This is a genomic window from Streptomyces huasconensis, from assembly GCF_021028635.1.
In the GTDB taxonomy this organism is placed as follows: Bacteria; Actinomycetota; Actinomycetes; order Streptomycetales; family Streptomycetaceae; genus Streptomyces; species Streptomyces huasconensis.
Genome location: NZ_CP086119.1, coordinates 7139875 through 7157448 on the forward strand (window position 1 = coordinate 7139875; position 17574 = coordinate 7157448).

A 17574-nucleotide genomic window follows, 5' to 3' on the forward strand; every position below is an offset into this window, starting at 1 on the left:
GAGGGCGGGGCCAGGGCATAGGGCCGGGCTCAGCAGTGGCCGGGCAGCGCGTAGACGATGACGCGCGCTCCGCGGCCGCGCCACGCCCGGCACGTCTCGAAGCGGCGCTCGGCGACGAGGGCGCGCTTCACCTTCTCCCGTGCGTCCTCCTCGTCCCTCCCGCCCGACGGGTCCGTGACGAGCACGATCCGCGGCTCGGCGCGCATACGGCGGGCGATGACACCGGCGGGCACCTCCGTGCCGTACAGCGTGGCGGAGGCGACCGGGCTCCGGGCGAGGGCGATGTCGCGCAGCTGGTCGGCGGCGCCGGGCACCGCCAGCGACCACACCCTGCGGCGCAGCGGCAGGTACACCACGGCGTCACCCTCCCGGCCCGCGGCCCGGATGGCGTGCGCGGCGGAGGTGGCGTCGTCGAGGCGGCCGGCCGGGGTGCGCATGTGCAGCGTCATGGGCAGCACGGCGGCCACGGCCGCACCGGCGGCCACCACGGCCACGGAGGCGCGCCTCCGGCCGCCCCGCGGGGCCCGGTCGAGCACGGCACCGAGGAGGAGGGCGAGGCCGGCCATGCCGTACAGGACATAGCGGTCCACGAAGAGCGGCTTGACCGGCGCGCAGAGCAGCAGCAGCGTGGTGGGGACGACCAGGAGGGGCAGCGCGAGCCGCACGAGAACGCCCGCCGGAGCGCCCCCGACGCCCCGTCCCCGAAGTGACGCCGCGCAGCCCGCTCCGAGCAGGCACACCGCGACCGCCCCCGCGTACGTCCAGGGGTTGGCGTAGAGCCAGTCCACCTGGGCCTTCTGCCGTTCGCTCACCACGGCCAACGGGGCGACGACCACGACGACGGCCCCCGACGCCACGGCCCACCGCCGCCGTGCCGCCCGGGGCACCCACACGGCGTGCGCCGCGAGGGCGAGCACGGCGAACTCGTGCAGCAGGCACGCCACCAACGACAGCGCGCCGTACAGCCACCACGCGCGCCGCGCGCGACCCCCCTCGGTGGCGACCGTGCTCGTCAACGCGTACGTGGCCCAGACGACCAGCGCGCACACCATCGCGTACGAACGTCCCTCCTGCGCGAAGCGCTGGACCGGGGGCAGCACGGCGAAGACGAGGCCGGCGAGCGTACCCGCGCGCGGCCCCGCGAGCCGCTCCCCGATGAGCGCCACACCGGCCGCGGCGGCGCCCATCGCGAGCATGGAGGGGACGCGCAGCACCAGGAGCGGGTCGATGTCACCCGACCATCGGAAGAGGCCGTGCATCACCAGGTAGTACAAGCCGTGCACGGCGTCCGCGTCGCCGAGCGTCCGCCAGAGGACGGTGAGGTCCCGGCGCGAGACGTCGTACGTGACCACCTCGTCCCGCCACATGCTGCCCTGGCGGCGTATGCCCCAGAGGCCGAGGGCGAGCGTCAGGAGCAGGGGTGGCAGCGCGGCGGCACGCTTCGACGGACGGGGTGGTCCGGGCGTGGCCGGATCAGGACCTCGCGTACGCGCTCGCGTGAGGGCGGATGACAGGGTTCGGGTGACAGTGGTGATGGCGGGCTCCCCGAGGGTGCGCTGCGACGGCTGTACCGGCCCAAGGGCGGGCCGGGACAGCCGAGTCCAGCCGCGCGAGGATTGATGGGCAGCCCCCTTCCGCCGCGCCGATCAATGGCCGGAGCGGCCCGGGGTGGCCGTGGCGTGACCGGGGCGGGCTCGACGGGGGGCCCGGAGCGCGGCCTGGAGTGGACAGCGGAATTGGGAAGAGGGAGCGGGGAGTCGGAGTGGGGCGTCGCGAGAAACCTGTGGAGCCGACGGCGGGGCCGGTCCCGCGCCTCGCGCACGATCTCCGCAAGCTCCGCGTGAACGCGGGCAGCCCCACGTACCGCACGATGGCGGAGCAGGCCCCGTACTCGGCGCCCACCCTCTCCGCGGCGGCCTCGGGGGAGCGGCTGCCGACGCTGCCCGTGCTGCTCGCCTACGTGGCGGCGTGCGGCGGGGACCCGCGGGAGTGGGAGCGGCGCTGGTACGAGACGGTCGCCGAGGACGCCGGACGTGGCACGGACGAGGGCGACGCGCCCTACCCGGGCCTCGCCCGGTTCGGCACCGACGACCGGGAACGCTTCCACGGCAGGGACGACCTCGTGGACGAACTGGCACGGCTCACGGCACGCCGCCGGGTGACGGCGCTGATCGGGGCGTCGGGCAGCGGAAAGTCGTCCCTGCTCAGAGCCGGCCTGATCCCCTCCCTGCGGGAGCCCGGCGGACCCTGGCGCCCCGCCTCCGTCCGCATCCTCACCCCCGGCGAACGCCCGGCCCGCACCCACCGGCGCCTCTTCATACCCGCCGGCGGTGACGGCGACACACTGCTCGTCGTCGACCAGTTCGAGGAACTCTTCTCCCTCTGCCACGACCCCGCCGAACGGGACGCGTTCCTCACCCTGCTGCTCACCGCCCGCGACGCCGCGTCCCGCCTGCGGGTGCTCCTCGCCGTGCGCGCCGACTTCTACGGCCGCTGCGCCGAGCACGGGCCGCTGGCCGAGGCGCTCGGTGATGCCAACCTGCTCGTCGGGCCCATGCCCCCGGCACGGCTGCGCGAGGCGATCGTGCGGCCGGCCGCCGCCGAACGCCTTGTGGTGGAGCGGTCCTTGACCGCTCGGCTCGTCGCCGATGTCGCGGACGAGCCGGGCGGCCTGCCGCTCATGGCACACGCGTTGCGCGAGGTGTGGCGGCGGCGCAGCGGGAGAACGCTGACCGAAGCGGCGTACGAGGCGATCGGAGGGGTGCGCGGCGCGGTCGCGCACACCGCCGAGGAGGTCTACGGCCGGCTGAGCGAGACGGAGACCGAAACCGCGCGCACGCTGCTGCTGCGGATGGTGGCGCCCGGTGCCGGCACGCAGGACACCCGGCGCCCCGTCGACCGCGCCGAGCTGCCGCCCGGCTGTGCACCCGTCCTGGAACAGCTGGTCGCGGCACGGCTGTTGACGGTCGACGAGGGCGTGGTCGACCTCGCGCACGAGGCGCTGATCACGGCCTGGCCGCGGTTGCGCGGATGGATCGAGGAGGACCGTGAACGGCTGCGGCTGCACCGCGCGCTCACCGAAGCGGCCTACACTTGGGCGGAGTTGGGGCGCGATCCCGGGGCGTTGTACCGAGGGGCACGGCTCACGGCGGCCGCAGAGACGTTCGTAGCGAATCAGCGCAACGGCGAACTCGCTCCTGGCGAGGCAGAGTTCCTCATGGCCGGCATCGACGCCCACGCGCAAGGAGTACGGACGGCAACCCGCGCCGCACGCCGTACCCGCGCCCTCCTCTCGGGACTGGTGGCACTCCTCTGCCTCGCCATGGTGGCGGGAACCGTCGCCTGGCAGCAGAACGAGAACGCCGACCGGCGGAGCACCGAGGCACAGGCCAGGCGGATCGCCGGCGTCGCGCGGACGCTGCGCCTGTCGGACCCGGTCACCGCGACACGGCTGAGCGTGGCCGCCTGGCGGCTCGCGGACCTGCCGGAGACCCGCGAGGCGGTACGAGGGGTTGCCGCGCAGCGCGAGCGGGACATGTTCGCCGGCGGTGACCAGAGTGAGCGGGCGGCGCACTTCCTCAGCGGTGACGGCCGGGTCCTGACCAGCTCCACCGGCCGCCGGGTGACACGGTGGGGGGTGCCGGAGCGGCGGCGGCTCGGTACGTACGACCGGCCCGGCCCGTCCGGCCCGGCCGACTTCGCCATGGATGTCAGCGCCGACGGGCGGTTCGTCGCCCGGGCCACCGAGCGGGGCGTCCAGGTCTGGGACCTGCTGCGCGAGCGTCCGGTGGGGCGGCCCCTACGAGAAGGCCGTTCGGCGGGCATGGACGCCAGGTTCGCGCCCAGTGGGCGGCTGCTCGTCCTGCAGCGGGAGACGCCGGGCGAGGTCCAGGTCTGGGACGTGCGACGGCACCGGCTCGTGACGACGGTCCGGAACGCGGCGACGAGCAGCAGCCCCTACTCCGCCATGAGCCCCGACGACCGTCTCCTCGCGGCCTGTTCCGGGGACGACGGTCCGCTGGTTCTGCGTGACATCTCCACGGGACGCGATCTCCCGAGGCGGTGGCCGCGCGCGCTCGACCAGGCGTTCTGCACGGCGCAGACGGCGACATTCACTCCCGACGGGCGGGCCCTGGCCGTGCCCGTGGAGGGCGGCATCCGGACCTGGGACATGCGGACCGGCGAGGAACGGCCCGAGGTCGACCTCCCCGGAGCCCCTGAACCGAGCCTGGACTTCAGCGACGACGGGACCACGGCGGTCGCGCTCGGCAAGCAGGAAGTGGTCCTGTGGCGCGTCGCCGACCCCGGCACTCCACTGCTGCGCCACCCCATCGGGGAGGGCACGGCACGCGAAGTGCGGCTGGACACGGAGGCGGGGGTGATCCGTGTGCGGACGAGCACCAGGGTGGTACGGACCCTGGGCATCGCCGACGTCCTGTCCGGCCGTCACCGCCAACGCCCGTCGGTCGGCGCACGGTTCAGCCCCGACGGCCGCTCGCTCGCCACCGCCGAACGCCGGGGCGGCACTGCGGTGGTACGGCTCCGTGACGCCCACGACGGGACCCTGCTGCGCTCGCTGCCGGGCCGGTCGTGCGAGGGCTGCCCGGACCCCGCCCTCACGTTCTCCCCGGACGGCAGGACTCTCGCCCACACCACCGGTACGGAGCGGGGAACGACCGTCCGCCAGTGGAGCGTCCGCCACGGCCGGGCGAAGGCCCGCCACACGGTGGCGTCCTGGGTCGAGGACCTCGTCCTGCCCGAGGGCGGCGGGCCGCCCGTCATCGCGGGCATGAAGCCCGGCAAGCAGGAGAACGACAACCGAAAGGTCGAGGTCCGGCGCATCGATGGCCGCACCGACGGCCACCTCGACGGGCGCACTGACGGCCGGACCGACGGCGGCACCGACAAGCGGCTGCTGAGCCGCAGGTCCCTCGGTTCACCGGTCTTGGCGCCCGACGGCCGCGCGCTCTTGACCCTGGACGGCCGGATGACCGACCTCAGGACAGGCCGTTCGACGCCCGCGTTGCGCGGCGAGGACAGCTTGATCACCGGCGCGTTCAGCCCCGACCACCGTTTCCTCGCCGTGTGCGACGACAACGGGCGGCTCACCCTGTGGAACGGCCCGGGAACCCGCCTCCTCGCCGTCCTCTCAGCAGGCGGCCCGGGTGAACACCGGCCGGCCTCGGCGCTGTCCTTCTCCGCCGACGGGCGCCACCTCGCCGCGAGCACCCCCGACGGTTCCGTCCGCGTGTGGGAGACGGGGACCCCCGGCCTCCCCGGCGCCGAGTACCCCGGAGCGGACGGCGCCGTCCTCGCCCTGGGCTTCGCCGGGGACGAACTGCTGATCGCGACCGCGCACGGGGCGGTCCGCGGGGTTCCCTTCTCCGGGGAGCGGGCGGCGGGCATCGCGTGTCGGCGGGCCGGTGGTGGCCTGACGCGTGGACAGTGGCGTACGTATCTGTCGAACGCCCCCTATCGGCCGACCTGTTGACGTTACCTTTTCAGGCAAGGGCTGTCGGGGCGTGGAGCGGAGTCGGTCAGTGAGCGAGCTGGTGCGGTGGGAGTCCGACGCGGGGCCCGTCGTGGTCGAGGTCGACTCCCGGGACCCGGGGTTCAGGTCGGTGTCGCGGCGCGGTGACAGCGAGGAGATCCATGACGTCGAGGGGCGGTTCGAGTCGGCCCTCGGGCACGTGCGCGGCGCCGCGCTCTCCGCGCTGCGGACCTTCCGGGAGCGGGCGCTCGACCCCGACGCGATCGAGCTGGAGTTCGGCGTCAAGCTCACCGCGGCGGCGGGCGCCGTCATCGCCAAGACGTCGGCCGAGGGGCATCTGACAGTCCGTCTCACCTGGTCACGCGAGCGGCAGGAGACGCGGGCCGCCGACCTGCCCACCCAACCCGGCGGCAGCCAGGACGGGCAGCAAGAGGCGGGGCGGGACGTATGGCAGGACCCGGGGCGGGACGTACCACAGGACGCGGGACGAGACGTACGACGGGACGCGCAAGGCAGGTAAGGGCGGGCACGCACTGGCATGCCCGCGACACCCTTGCCGCTCGGCTCGGCTCGGCTGCTCGGTGGCCGGGCGATCGCTGTGCACGGCCTGGAGACGCGGCCGGCCCGCCCGCGCCGACCCCGAGGGGCCGACGCGAGCGGGCCACCGCTTGCACGACCGGGTGCCTACACCACGTCGAACGTCGCCGGGTCCGGGCCGAGGCGGCGGTCCTCGTTCAGGGCGGAGATGGCCGCCATGTCCTCGGGGTCGAGCTCGAAGCCGAAGACGTCGATGTTCTCCTTGATCCGGGACGGGGTCACGGACTTGGGGATCACGACGTTGCCCAGCTGGATGTGCCAGCGCAGGACGATCTGCGCGGGCGTGCGCCCGTGCTTCCGCGCGATCGCGACGATCGCCGGGACCTCCAGGAGCCCCTTGCCCTGGCCGAGCGGCGACCACGCCTCCGTGGCGATCCCCTGCTCCGCGTGGTACTCGCGGGCGGCGCGCTGCTGGAGGTGCGGGTGCAGCTCGATCTGGTTGACGGCGGGGACGACCGACGTCTCGGCGATCAGCCGGTCCAGGTGCTCGGGCAGGAAGTTCGAGACGCCGATGGACTTGGCGCGGCCATCGGCCTGGATCTTCTCGAACGCCTTGTAGGTGTCGACGTAGCTGTCCTTGGAGGGCAGCGGCCAGTGGATGAGGTAGAGATCCACATAGTCGAGGCCGAGCTTCTTCAGCGAGGCGTCGAAGGCGCGGAGCGTCGAGTCATGGCCCTGGTCGGCGTTCCAGAGCTTCGTGGTGACGAACAGCTCCTCGCGGGGCACACCGGAGGCGGCGATGGCCTTGCCCGTGCCCTCTTCGTTGCCGTAGATCGCGGCGGTGTCGATACTGCGGTACCCGGCCTCCAAGGCCGTCGTGACCGCCGTCTGAGCCTCGTCGTCCGGCACCTGCCAGACACCGAAACCGAGCTGGGGCATCTCGACGCCGTTGTTCAGGATGATCGGGGGGACCTTGCTCACGAGCTCTCGATCCTTAAGTCGTCGGGTGGTACTCCCATGGTCAACGATCAGGGTCGCCGCCGCATTCCTGAACCGGGCGACGTGATCCTGACCGCTGATTGGCCGGATCTCGAAGAGACACGGAGGTCAAGTCGGTCCGGACCATTGACGGTGTCCCATCATGCCGAGACGCTATGACGCGACACTGAACGCGGGACACTCATGTGAACGCTACAAGCATGTCCCCGCCCCGCGGCCCGTGGCTCGTCCTGAACCCCCACCTCTTCAGGAAAGGCGGCGTCATGCCGATGTCTATGTCCATGCCTACGCCTACGACGTCCATGCCTACGCCTACGACCTCCATGCCTACGCCTACGAGGTCCATGCCCGCGCCCGAGCAGTCGATGCCTACCTCCGCGACGTCCATGCCTACGCGACCCGTGGCCGCGGTTCCCGCGCCCGGCGACTGGCAGAGCCCCGCGTACGCCGTCGTCGACACCGCGCTCGAAGTCACCGCCTACCGTCTCGCCGACCGGTAGACCCGCCGCCATGCTGCTGCAGGTGCTCGGCACCGCGGCGGGCGGCGGGCTGCCCCAGTGGAACTGCGCGTGTCCCGGCTGTGCCGGGGCCCGAGCCCACCCGGAACGCCGCCGCCGGCACGCCGCGCTCGCCGTCCACGCGGGCGAGAACCACCGGCCGGGCGGGGACCACCGGCCCGGTGATGGCCACCGGCCCGGCGAAGGCCGCTGGTACCTCGTCAACGCCACCCCCGACCTCGCCGACCAGATCGAGGCCACCCCGGCCCTGCACCCCGGCACCGGCTCCGACACGCGGCGCACGCCCGTCGCCGGGGTCGTCCTCACCGACGCCGAACTCGACCACACCCTCGGCCTCGCCCGCCTCCGCGAGGCCCGCGACGGCGTCGACGTCATCGCCACCGCGCCCGTGCGCGAGGCGGTGCGCGACGGGCTGCGGCTCGACGCGCTCCTGACGCCCTACACGTCCGTACGGTGGCGGGAGCTGACCGCAGACCCCGGGCTGCCGCTGGACGACAGCGGCGCGATCCGTGTCGCCGCCGTACCGGTTTCGGCCAAGCGGCCGCGGTACGCCGCCGGAACCGGCCCCGACGCCGACACCTGGTCGGTCGCGCTGCGCCTGACCGAGACCACCACCGGCCGCACCGCCCTCTACGCCCCCGCCCTCGCCGTCTGGAGCGAGGCCTTCGAGAAGGCTGCCCAGGACGCCGACTGCGTCATCGTCGACGGCACCTTCTGGGACGACGACGAACCGGTGCGCGCCGGTTTCACCGACCGGACCGCCACCGCGATGGGACACCTCCCCGTCGCCGGCCCCGGCGGAACGGCACACCGCTTGGCCCGGCTGCCCGGCCGCTGCCTCTACACCCACCTCAACAACACCAACCCCCTCGGCGACCCGGACGCCGAACAGCACGCGATCCTCGCGCACTGGGGGCTGGAAGTCGCCGCCGACGGGATGGTGATCGAGCTGTGACGACCACGGCCCCCCGGACAGCCGCGGACGCGGACACGGCCCCCTGGACCCCGGACGAACTCACCGAGCGGCTGCGCGCCGTCTCCGCCGCGCGCTACCACGACCGGCACCCCTTCAACGTACGCATGCACGAGGGCACCCTCACCCGCGAGGAACTGCGCCGCTGGATCACCAACCGGTTCCACTACCAGCGGCACATTCCCGTCAAGGACGCCCTGATCCTCGCCAAGTTCGACGATCCCGCGCTCCGCCGCGGCTGGCTGCGCAGAATCCAGGACCACGACGGGGAGCGGGACGGCGCGGGCGGCATCGAACGCTGGCTGCGGCTCGGCGAGGCGGCCGGTCTCGACAGACGCCAACTCCTGGACAGTTCACAGGTGTTGCCCGGCGTGCGGCTCGCCGTCGACGGCTACGTCAACTTCTGCCGCCTGCGCCCCGCCCTCGACGCCGTCGCCGCCTCCCTCACCGAACTCTCCGCGCCCGACCTGATGCGGACCAGGATCGCCGCCTTCGAACGGCACTACCCGTGGATCGACGCGGCCGGTCTCGCCTACTTCCGCACACGCGTCGGACAGGGCGGCCGCGACGGGCGGGAGGCGCTCGGCCTCGTCCTGGCGTGGGCGCGCACCCGCGAGGAACAGGAACGGGCCGTCGCCGCCCTCACCTTCAAGTGCGACGTCCTCTGGTCGCTGCTCGACGCCGTCGCTGCCGTCGACAACGGCGCGGGAGGTGCCCGATGAGTGCTTCCGGGGCCGTACGCGAAGGTGTACGCCGGGCGTGGCGCCCCGCGCTGGTCCGCTCCGTCCTGCTCCGGCACGACCGGGTGCGCGGCGTCGACCTCCTGGTGCTGCCCGAACGCGTCGTCGTGCTGCGGGGCGCCGCGGGCGGCATCGTGGCCCTGTGCGACGGCGAGCGCGACGTCGCGGACATCGTCGCGGAGCTGGTGCGCCGCCACCCCGACGCACCCGTGGCAGAGGAAGTCCCGCCGTTCCTCGCCCGGTTGCGGGCCGAAGGCTGGCTGCGGTGAGCGCCCCCGACCCCGATCCGCCGTGGGCCCTCCTCGCCGAGCTCACCCACGGCTGCCCCCTGCGCTGCGCCTACTGCTCCAACCCCACGGAACTCGTCGGTAGATCAGCGGAGTTGACGGCCGTGGAGTGGGCGGACGTGTTCCGTCAGGCGGCCGACCTCGGCGTCGTGCAGAGCCATCTGTCCGGCGGGGAACCGCTCCTGCGGCGCGACCTCGCGGAGATCGTCGCCGCCGCCGACGCCGCGGGCATCCACACGCAGCTCGTCACCAGCGGCGTCGGCCTGCACCGCGAGCGGCTCGGTCACCTCCGTGACGTCGGGCTGCGCAGCGTCCAGCTCTCCGTGCAGCACGCCGACCCGCGGGCCGCGGCGCGCATCGCGGGCGCCCGGGCGTTCACCGCGAAGGAACGCGCGGCGCGCCTGGTGCGGGCCGCCGGGCTGCCGCTCGGCCTCAACGCCGTGCTGCACCGCGCCAACCTCGACGCGCTGGACGCCCTCGTGGAACTCGCCCTGACCTGGGGCGCCGACCGCGTCGAACTGGCCAACACCCAGTTCTACGGCTGGGCCCTGCGCAACCGCGAGGCCCTCCTGCCCTCCCGCGCGCAGGTCGCCCGCGCCCGCGAGCGCGTCGAACGGTGGCGCGAGCGGCTCGCGGGCCGCATGGAACTGGTGTGGGTGGCACCCGACTACGTCGACGGCGTCGCGAAACCCTGCATGGGCGGCTGGGGTGCCGTCTCGCTGACCGTCGCCCCCGACGGCACCGTCCTGCCCTGCCCGGCCGCCGCGGACCTCCTCGGCCGGGACGCGCCGAACGTCCGTGACCACCGGCTCGGCTGGATCTGGCGGGACTCGGACGCCTTCGGCCGCTACCGGGGCCAGGCGTGGATGGGCGATCCCTGCCGCGGCTGCGAGCTGCGCACGGTCGACTTCGGGGGATGCCGCTGCCAGGCGTACGCCCTGACCGGCGACGCCACCCGCACGGACCCCGCCTGCCACCGCTCGCCCGACCACGGCGTGGTCCAGGCCTTGGTGGACGCGGCGACCTCCCGCGCCTCCGCCTCCGATGGCGAACCGCTCAACTACGCCTATCGCACCAACGCGCCGTAGTCGGGGCGGGCCGGGGCCGGGGGTGGAGCCGGGGCGGCCGCCTGCGCTTTGTCACCGCCGTGCCGGGCGCCGACGAACTGTGGCTGTCGACCACGGACGCCGACGCCCACGGCGGGCAGCCCGACAGCTCGGACAAGATCCTCCGCGTGCCGATCGGCCAGCCCTGCCCGGACGTCACACCCGCCGCGCGGCGGCCAGGCGCTGCCGATGGGCCTCGTACAGTACGGCGGTCGCGGCGTTGGCGGCGTTCAGGGAGCTCGCGGACCCGGTCATGGGGATGCTGACCGTGTGGTCGCACAGGTCTCGCCAGGCGTTGCTCAGCCCGGACGTCTCGTTGCCGACCAGCAGCAGCACCGGCTGGGTGAAGTCGAAGTCGAAGACCTCGCACTCGCCCTTCTCGTCGGTGCCGACCAGCACGAGCGGCGTCCCGGCGGCCCGCCGCGCGGCGAGCCAGGCCATCACGGTGGCGGGGGAGGGGACGCGTACCGCAGGCACGGCGAACAGGGAACCCGTGCTGGCCCGCACCGACTTGGGGTCGTAGATGTCCGCGGCGTGTCCCGACACGATGAAGCCGTCCGCCCCGAAGGCGTCCGCGGACCGGATGACGCTGCCGATGTTCCCCGGGCTCGTCGGCCGGTCGAAGCAGACGCCGAGAAAACCGCTCCCGCCCCGCAGCCGGTCCAGGTCGTCGGCGGGCATCTCCACGACGGCGACGATCTCCGGCGCGCCGCCGTCCTTCTCGCCCAGGTCGGACAGCAGGTCGGGTGCCATGGCCACCTGCTCGGCGGGGACCGTGCGCAGCAGCTCCCGGGCCCACTGCGACAGTTCCCTGCTGTCGTCGTACAGCAGTGCCTTGACGGGCCAGCCGTACCGCACCGCGAGCGAGATCGGACGTACCCCCTGGACCAGGAACTCCCGCGACCGGGTGCGCTTGTTCCGGTTGCTCAGCAACGCCTCCCACTGCTGGAATCGGGCGTTGCGTGCGGTGATCCGCGGGCGGGCGGGCATCGGTCCTCCAAGGGGGCCGTCATCGTGACGGAACGGCGTGACGGAACAGGCTCTCATCCGAGGCAGGCGTCCCGCACTCTCGGGTCGGCGCGCCCCTCGGCGGCCGTGCCGACACGCGGCCGGGGCCGAGCACGACGACGCGGGCGCACCGGCGCACCACTCCTGACGGGCCATGGTCCGGGGGGGCGACACGAGCGCCGTGCCACGACCTCCGCTAGCTGCGATACAGCGCCTCGATCTCCGCCGAGTACACCGTCTCGATCGCCTTCCGCTTCAGCTTCAGCGACGGGGTGAGCAGGCCGTGTTCCTCGCTGAACTGATGCGCCAGTATCCGGAACGTACGGATCGACTCGGCCTGCGAGACCAGGGTGTTCGCGGCGACCACGGCCCTGCGCACCTCCGTCTCCAGATCCGGGTCGCGCACCAGCTCACCGGGGGGCAGCAGGGGCTTGCGGCGCATCGTCAGCCAGTGCTCCACGGCCTCCGCGTCCAGCGTGACCAGCGCGGCGATGTAGGGCCGGTCGTTGCCGACGACGATGCACTGCGCGACCAGCGGGTGGTCGCGCACCCGCTCCTCCAGTCGGGCCGGCGAGACGCTCTTGCCGCCGGAGGTCACGAGGATCTCCTTCTTGCGGCCGGTGATCGTCAGGTAGCCGTCCTCGTCGAGCGAGCCCAGGTCGCCGGTGGCCAGCCAGCCGTCGCGCAGCGTCGCCTCGGTGGCCGCCGGGTCGTTGAGATACCCCTGGAAGACGTTGCCGCCGCGCAGCCAGACCTCGCCGTCCTCCGCGATGTGCACGGAGGTGCCGGGGATGGCCTGGCCGACCGTGCCGTAGCGGGTGCGCTCGGGCGGGTTGGCGGTCGCGGCGGCCGTCGACTCCGTCAGCCCGTACCCCTCGTAGACCGTCACGCCCGCGCCCGCGAAGAACAGGCCGAGCCGCCGGTCCATGCCCGAGCCGCCCGACATCGCGTGCCGCACCCGGCCGCCCATCGCCTCGCGCACCTTGGAGTAGACGAGCTTCTCGAAGAGCTGGTGCTGCACGCGCAGCCCCGCCGACGGCCCGGGCCCCGACCCGAGCGCCTTGGCCTCCATCGCGTCCGCGTACCGCACCGCGCACTCGACGGCCTTGTCGAACGCGCCCGCCCGGCCGTCCTTCTCCGCCGTGCGCCGCGCCGCGTTGAAGACCTTCTCGAAGATGTACGGCACGGCCAGGATGAACGAGGGCCGGAACGCGGCCAGGTCGGGCAGCAGCGCCGCCGCGTTGAGGTTCGGCTGGTGGCCCATCTTGACCCGGCCGCGCACCGCCGCGACCTGCACCATGCGGCCGAAGACGTGCGCCAGCGGCAGGAAGAGCAGCGTGGTGGCCTCGTCGCCGCGCTTGGAGCGGAAGACCGGCTCCCAGCGGCCTACCATCACGTCCGCCTCGAACATGAAGTTGGCGTGCGAGATCAGACAGCCCTTGGGGCGGCCCGTGGTCCCCGACGTGTAGATGATCGTGGCGATCGATTCGGGGGTGACCGCGCGGCGGTGGCGGTGCACCACCTCGTCGTCGATGTCCCGGCCCGCGCCGGTCAGCTCACCGACCGCGTCGGCGTCCAGCTGCCACAGCCGGCGCAGCTGCGGCAGCCGGTCGACGACCGAGCCGATCGTCATCGCGTGGTCCTCGTGCTCGACCATCGCGGCGGACACCTGGGCGTCGTGCAGCATCCACAGGACCTGCTCGGCCGAGGAGGTCGGGTACACCGGCACGACCTGGGCGCCGATGCTCCACAGGGCGAAGTCGAAGAGCGTCCACTCGTAACGGGTGCGGGACATGATGGCCACGCGATCGCCGAACCGTACGCCCTGCGCGATGAGCCCCCTCGCCAGCGCCAGCACCTCGTCGCGGAACGCGGCCGCGGTGACGTCGTGCCACTGTCCGTCGATCTTGCGGCCGAGGGCGATACGCGCCGGGTCGTCGAGGGCATGGTCGAAAACAGCGTCGGCAAGGCCTCCCACCGGCGGCCCCGACGCCATCGGGGGGTTCGTGAACTCGCGCAATGATGCTCCTCGTGGCGCTCCGCACAGCGCCGTGACCGTACCCCACGGCGCCGCCCTCCGGGAGAGGGACGAGACGCGGTGGTACGGACCATCGGCACTGGTCAGGCGGTGGAAATGCGGCCACAAAGGGAAGGGCCGGACAGATCAACTTACGCTGGAGTAAGTTTCGGTGGCGTAATCTCCACGGAATCTGTACGCGTCCACGGAATCCGCACGACCTCGAACTCGCCGGCTTCCAGGATCGCCTTGCCGGCGGTCAGGCAGCGGGAGGCGATCACCGGGCCCACCGACCGGCGCCTGTGCATCCGGGAGGTCACCCCGCCCACCGGCTGACGCCTACGGCTGCCGCAGGGCGGCGGGTTCCGGGCTGCCGTCCCGGAGCGCGCCGCCCGGCACTCCTGAGGGCTTCGCGTCGGACGCCGTCTGCGGCCGCCGCCCCGGCGTACGCACCAGGACGAGCACCAGCACCCCGGCGACCAGCCCCGCGACGCCCGCCGCGAGGGACGCCCCGTTGAGGCCGTCCGCGAACGCCGCCCGTATCGCCTGCTCGGAGAGCGTGCCGCGCAGGGCTGGAGCGCCGCCGCCCGCGACGGCGTGCGCCGCGTCGTGGCCGAGCGAGTCCGCCATGCGCGAGGTCAGCACCGTACCGAACAGGGCGACCCCGACCGCGTAGCCGAGTTGGCGGAAGGTGTTGACCGCGCCGCCCGCCATCCCGGCGTTCGCGGGCGGCACCGCGGCGAGCGCCGCCCCGGCGAGACCCGGCGCGAGCAGCCCCGTGCCGATCCCCGCGAGGGTCAGCCCCGGCGCGATGGCCGTCCAGGACGACCCGGCGTCCAGCACCGCCATGCAGAGCCCGCCCGCGCCGATCAGCAGCAGCCCGACACCGATGGTCAGGCGCGGCGCCACGCCGTGCAGGAGCCGTCCGCTGACCAGCGCCACCACGAACGACGTCGCCGCCAACGGCAGCAGCACCAGGCTGCCGCGCACCGGGCTCATGCCGAGCACCGTCTGGAGCCACAGGGAGAGGTACGGGATGACGCCGAACGCCGCCGCGTTGTAGCCGATCGCGCCGATCAGCACCCCGGTGAACGCGGGCTTGCGCAGCAGCCGCAGATCGAGCAGCGGATGGGCGGCGCGCCGCTCGACCAGCACGAAGCAGAGCAGCGCGAGCGCCGAGAGGGCGAAGGCTGTGGCGGTGACCGTCGACGTCCAGCCGTCGGTGCCGCCGCGCAGCACGCCGTACGTCCCCGCGCCCGCGAACGCCGCGAAGGCGGCCGTGCCCGCCCAGTCGACCCGCCGCCCGGCAGCGCCCTTCGACTCCGGCACCACGCGCAGCGTCAGCCAGATCGACACCACGCTCACCGGCAGGTTCACGAAGAAGATCCACCGCCAGCCGGGCCCCTCGGTGAGCACCCCGCCCACGATCGGGCCGAGCGCGGCCGACGCCCCGCTCACCGCGCCCCACACGCCGAGCGCCGCGGACCGGTCGCGGCCCTGGTAGGCGGCGCCGAGCAGCGGCAGCGTCGTCGCGAACATCGCGGCGGCGCCCACCCCTTGCAGCGCGCGGGCCGCCACCAGCAGCGCCGCGTCCGACGCCAGGCCGCAGCCCAGCGAGGCCACGGCGAAGAGCGCCGTCCCCGCCACGTTCAGGCGCCGCCGCCCCAGCACGTCGGCGGCGGCGCCGACCCCGAGCAGCAGCGCGGCCAGCGCCAGCGCGTAACCGTCGATGACCCACTGGAGGTCGGTGAGCGAGGCGTCCAGCGCCCGCGCCATGTCCGGCAGCGCCACCACCACGATCGTCACGTCCAGCAACAGCATGAACGTCCCCAAAGACACCGCCGTGAGCGGCCCCCATCTACGCATCGCCTTGTTCTCCCTGCCTCTTGTCGCTGCCGTACGACGCCTCAGGTCACGCCGCGTACGACGGATGTGCGTGCCCTCGTACGATGGGACGCGGGTGGACGATCCCGGTGCCCGCGAGCGCGCAAGCGCCGGATCTCGACATGAACAGGCAGTCACGTGGCGGAAACCGAAGTCTTCGACGAGCTGGACCTCAAGCTGCTGCACGCCCTGGAGATCGACGGCAGGGCGCCCTTCAGCCGTATCGCCGCCGTCCTCGGTGTCTCCGACCAGACCGTCGCGCGCCGCTTCCGCCGTCTGCGCGCGGAGGCGGGCCTGCGCGTCCTCGGCGTGCGGGACAGCGCGCGGCTCGGCAGGGACCAGTGGATGCTGCGCCTGCGCTGCACGCCCGACGGCGCGGAGGCCATCGCGGCCGCCCTCGCCCGCCGCCCCGACACGGCCTGGGTCCACCTCACGTCGGCCGGCACCGAAGTGGTCTGCATGACGCACCCCCGCAGCCCGGGCGACTACGACGACCTGCTCTTCGGCAAGCTCCTGCGCACCCGCAAACTCATCGAGATCACCGCCCACCAGCTCCTCCACCGCTTCTACGGCGGACGCACCGGCTGGATCGGCAAGCACCGCCCGCTGACCGACGAGCAGGCCGCCGCCCTGCGCGCGGCCGCCCCGCCCGCCGCGCCGCCGGGCCCCACCCGCATCGCCCCCGACGACGAACCGCTGGTCGCCGCCCTGAAAGCCGACGGCCGCGTCACCTACCCCGAACTCCAGCGGCTCACGGGCCGCTCGGAGTCCTCCGTCAAGCGCCGCGTCGCCGCGCTGCTCGGCTCCGGCGCGGTGTACCTCGACACCGAGTACGACACCGCGCGCTTCGGCTTCACCACCGCCGCGATGCTCTGGATCACCGTCGCCCCCGGGGCACTCGACGCGGTGGGGCGGGCGATGGCCGCGCACCCCGAGGTCGCCCACGTCTCCGCGATCACCGGGTCCGCCCACCTGATGGCGAGCGTCCTGACCCGCGACACCGCGGAGCTGTACGGCTACCTGAGCGGCAGCCTCGGCGCGCTCGACGGCGTGCGGCACATCGAGTCGGCGCCGTACCTGCGCCGTCTGAAGGACCTCACCTACCCGAGGCCGCTGCGTTAGCGTCCCGCCGCAGCCGGTCCCCGCCCGCCAGGATCGCCGCAGCCAGCGCGTCCGCGGCGCCCGGCGCGCCCCGCTCGGCGGCGCGCCGCTCGCCGTGCAGCAGCACGAAGTCGACCGGCCCCAGCTCCGGCAGGCCCGCCCGGTCGGGGACGCGGACCAGGCCCGGCGGGATCAGGCCGCGTGAGTGCGCCATCACGCCGAGGCCCGCGCGGGCCGCCGCCACCAGGCCGTTGAGGCTGCCGCTGGTGCACGCCACCCGCCAGGCACGGCCGCGCCGCTCCAGCGCCTCGAAGGCCAGGGCGCGGGTGATGCCCGGCGGCGGGTAGACGATCAGCGGCACGGGGCGTTCGGGGTCCAGGCGCAGCCGCTCGGCACCGATCCACACCAGCTCGTCGTGGTGGACCAGTTCGCCGCGCGGGTCCTCGGGGCGCCGCTTGGCGAGCACCAGGTCGAGCTTGCCCGCGTCCAGCTGTTCGTGGAGCGTGCCGGAGAGTTCGACGGTCAGCTCCAGGTCGACGTCCGGGTGGTCGCGCCGGAAGGACTCCAGGATGTCGGTGAGCCGGGTCAGGACGAAGTCCTCCGACGCCCCGAACCGCAGCCGCCCGCCGAGCCGCGTCCGGGTGAAGAACGCCGCCGCCTGCTCGTGCACCGCGAGGATGCGCCGCGCGAAGCCGAGCATGGCCTCGCCGTCCTCGGTCAGCTCGACGGTGTGCGTGTCGCGGGTGAACAGCGGCCGCCCCGTGGCGTCCTCCAGGCGGCGCACGTGCTGGCTCACCGTCGACTGGCGCAGGCCGAGGCGGCGCGCGGCCCGCGTGAAGCTCAGCGTCTGGGCGACCGCGAGGAAGGTGCGCAGCTGCGAAGGGTCGTACACACCCACCAGCGTAGTACCGCT

At 73.8% G+C, this 17574-nt stretch carries 14 protein-coding genes; 7 read left to right on the top strand and 7 right to left on the bottom strand.

All coding sequences use genetic code 11. The annotated features are described in order from the left end of the window. Nucleotides 1–29: 29 nt before the first annotated feature. Nucleotides 30–1367, bottom strand: coding sequence for a glycosyltransferase family 39 protein (locus J2N69_RS31895; RefSeq protein ID WP_230903801.1), 1338 nt, complete (start codon nt 1365–1367; stop codon nt 30–32). A 395-nt stretch (nt 1368–1762) separates the two neighbouring features. Between J2N69_RS31895 and J2N69_RS31900 the strand changes: the two genes are divergently transcribed. Both J2N69_RS31900 and J2N69_RS31905 read left to right on the top strand, forming a co-directional pair. Beyond that, nucleotides 1763–5491 (top strand): WD40 repeat domain-containing protein, encoded by a 3729-nt coding sequence (locus J2N69_RS31900; protein ID WP_230903802.1) that lies wholly within the window; start codon nt 1763–1765, stop codon nt 5489–5491. A gap of 49 nt (nt 5492–5540) precedes the next feature. Next, nucleotides 5541–6011 carry a CU044_2847 family protein gene (locus J2N69_RS31905; RefSeq protein WP_230903803.1) on the top strand — a complete coding sequence of 157 codons (471 nt, stop codon included), beginning with the start codon at nt 5541–5543 and terminating at the stop codon, nt 6009–6011. A gap of 164 nt (nt 6012–6175) precedes the next feature. Here the strand turns inward: J2N69_RS31905 and J2N69_RS31910 are convergent, their stop codons facing one another. Continuing rightward, the gene (locus J2N69_RS31910) at nt 6176–6967 is read right to left on the bottom strand and encodes an aldo/keto reductase (protein ID WP_230904957.1); all 792 of its coding nucleotides are present in this window, start codon (nt 6965–6967) and stop codon (nt 6176–6178) included. A 241-nt stretch (nt 6968–7208) separates the two neighbouring features. Beyond that, nucleotides 7209–7415 (bottom strand): hypothetical protein, encoded by a 207-nt coding sequence (locus J2N69_RS31915; protein WP_230903804.1) that lies wholly within the window; start codon nt 7413–7415, stop codon nt 7209–7211. Nucleotides 7416–7537: 122 nt separating this feature from the next. Between J2N69_RS31915 and pqqB the strand changes: the two genes are divergently transcribed. The 4 genes from pqqB to pqqE are packed head-to-tail and all read left to right on the top strand — an operon-like array spanning nt 7538 to nt 10633. Further along, complete coding sequence (gene pqqB, locus J2N69_RS31920; RefSeq protein ID WP_230903805.1) at nt 7538–8500, top strand: pyrroloquinoline quinone biosynthesis protein PqqB; 963 nt, start codon at nt 7538–7540, stop codon at nt 8498–8500. Beyond that, nucleotides 8497–9240, top strand: coding sequence for a pyrroloquinoline-quinone synthase PqqC (gene pqqC / locus J2N69_RS31925; protein ID WP_269075647.1), 744 nt, complete (start codon nt 8497–8499; stop codon nt 9238–9240). Before pqqB ends, pqqC begins: the two co-directional genes overlap by 4 nt. After that, on the top strand, nt 9237–9527 hold the full coding sequence (gene pqqD / locus J2N69_RS31930) for a pyrroloquinoline quinone biosynthesis peptide chaperone PqqD (RefSeq protein WP_230903806.1): 291 nt from the start codon (nt 9237–9239) through the stop codon (nt 9525–9527). The genes pqqC and pqqD overlap by 4 nt, the downstream gene beginning before the upstream one ends. Next, nucleotides 9524–10633, top strand: coding sequence for a pyrroloquinoline quinone biosynthesis protein PqqE (gene pqqE, locus J2N69_RS31935; RefSeq protein ID WP_443049322.1), 1110 nt, complete (start codon nt 9524–9526; stop codon nt 10631–10633). The genes pqqD and pqqE overlap by 4 nt, the downstream gene beginning before the upstream one ends. Before the next feature lie 174 nt (nt 10634–10807). Here pqqE and J2N69_RS31940 read toward each other — a convergent pair whose 3' ends face one another. From J2N69_RS31940 to J2N69_RS31950, 3 genes are all read right to left on the bottom strand, one after another. After that, a complete protein-coding gene (locus tag J2N69_RS31940; RefSeq protein ID WP_230903807.1) occupies nt 10808–11641 on the bottom strand; it encodes a TrmH family RNA methyltransferase in 834 nt (277 codons plus the stop codon). Nucleotides 11642–11855: 214 nt separating this feature from the next. Continuing rightward, the gene (locus J2N69_RS31945) at nt 11856–13655 is read right to left on the bottom strand and encodes an AMP-dependent synthetase/ligase (RefSeq protein ID WP_230904960.1); all 1800 of its coding nucleotides are present in this window, start codon (nt 13653–13655) and stop codon (nt 11856–11858) included. A 360-nt stretch (nt 13656–14015) separates the two neighbouring features. Next, nucleotides 14016–15542, bottom strand: a complete 1527-nt coding sequence (locus J2N69_RS31950; protein ID WP_230903808.1) for an MFS transporter — start codon at nt 15540–15542, stop codon at nt 14016–14018. Between the two features lie 156 nt (nt 15543–15698). Here J2N69_RS31950 and J2N69_RS31955 point away from each other — a divergent pair, with 156 nt between their 5' ends. After that, nucleotides 15699–16682, top strand: a complete 984-nt coding sequence (locus J2N69_RS31955; RefSeq protein WP_230903809.1) for an Lrp/AsnC family transcriptional regulator — start codon at nt 15699–15701, stop codon at nt 16680–16682. On the opposite strand, the gene J2N69_RS31960 is transcribed toward J2N69_RS31955, so the two are convergent. After that, entirely contained in the window at nt 16657–17553 is an 897-nt protein-coding gene (locus J2N69_RS31960) for a LysR substrate-binding domain-containing protein (RefSeq protein WP_230903810.1), read from the bottom strand. The two genes, J2N69_RS31955 and J2N69_RS31960, sit on opposite strands and share 26 nt — an antisense overlap. Nucleotides 17554–17574: the final 21 nt, after the last annotated feature.

Bases quoted from the DNA above. Each gene is read 5' to 3' on its own strand.
- J2N69_RS31915 (WP_230903804.1), bottom strand. From the start codon at position 7,415: ATGGACGTCGCGGAGGTAGGCATCGACTGCTCGGGCGCGGGCATGGAC.
- J2N69_RS31950 (WP_230903808.1), bottom strand. From the start codon at position 15,542: ATGCGTAGATGGGGGCCGCTCACGGCGGTGTCTTTGGGGACGTTCATG.
- J2N69_RS31910 (WP_230904957.1), bottom strand. From the start codon at position 6,967: ATGCCCCAGCTCGGTTTCGGTGTCTGGCAGGTGCCGGACGACGAGGCT.
- J2N69_RS31945 (WP_230904960.1), bottom strand. From the start codon at position 13,655: ATGGCGTCGGGGCCGCCGGTGGGAGGCCTTGCCGACGCTGTTTTCGAC.
- J2N69_RS31895 (WP_230903801.1), bottom strand. From the start codon at position 1,367: ATGTGGCGGGACGAGGTGGTCACGTACGACGTCTCGCGCCGGGACCTC.
- pqqD (WP_230903806.1), top strand. From the start codon at position 9,237: ATGAGTGCTTCCGGGGCCGTACGCGAAGGTGTACGCCGGGCGTGGCGC.
- J2N69_RS31940 (WP_230903807.1), bottom strand. From the start codon at position 11,641: ATGCCCGCCCGCCCGCGGATCACCGCACGCAACGCCCGATTCCAGCAG.
- pqqB (WP_230903805.1), top strand. From the start codon at position 7,538: ATGCTGCTGCAGGTGCTCGGCACCGCGGCGGGCGGCGGGCTGCCCCAG.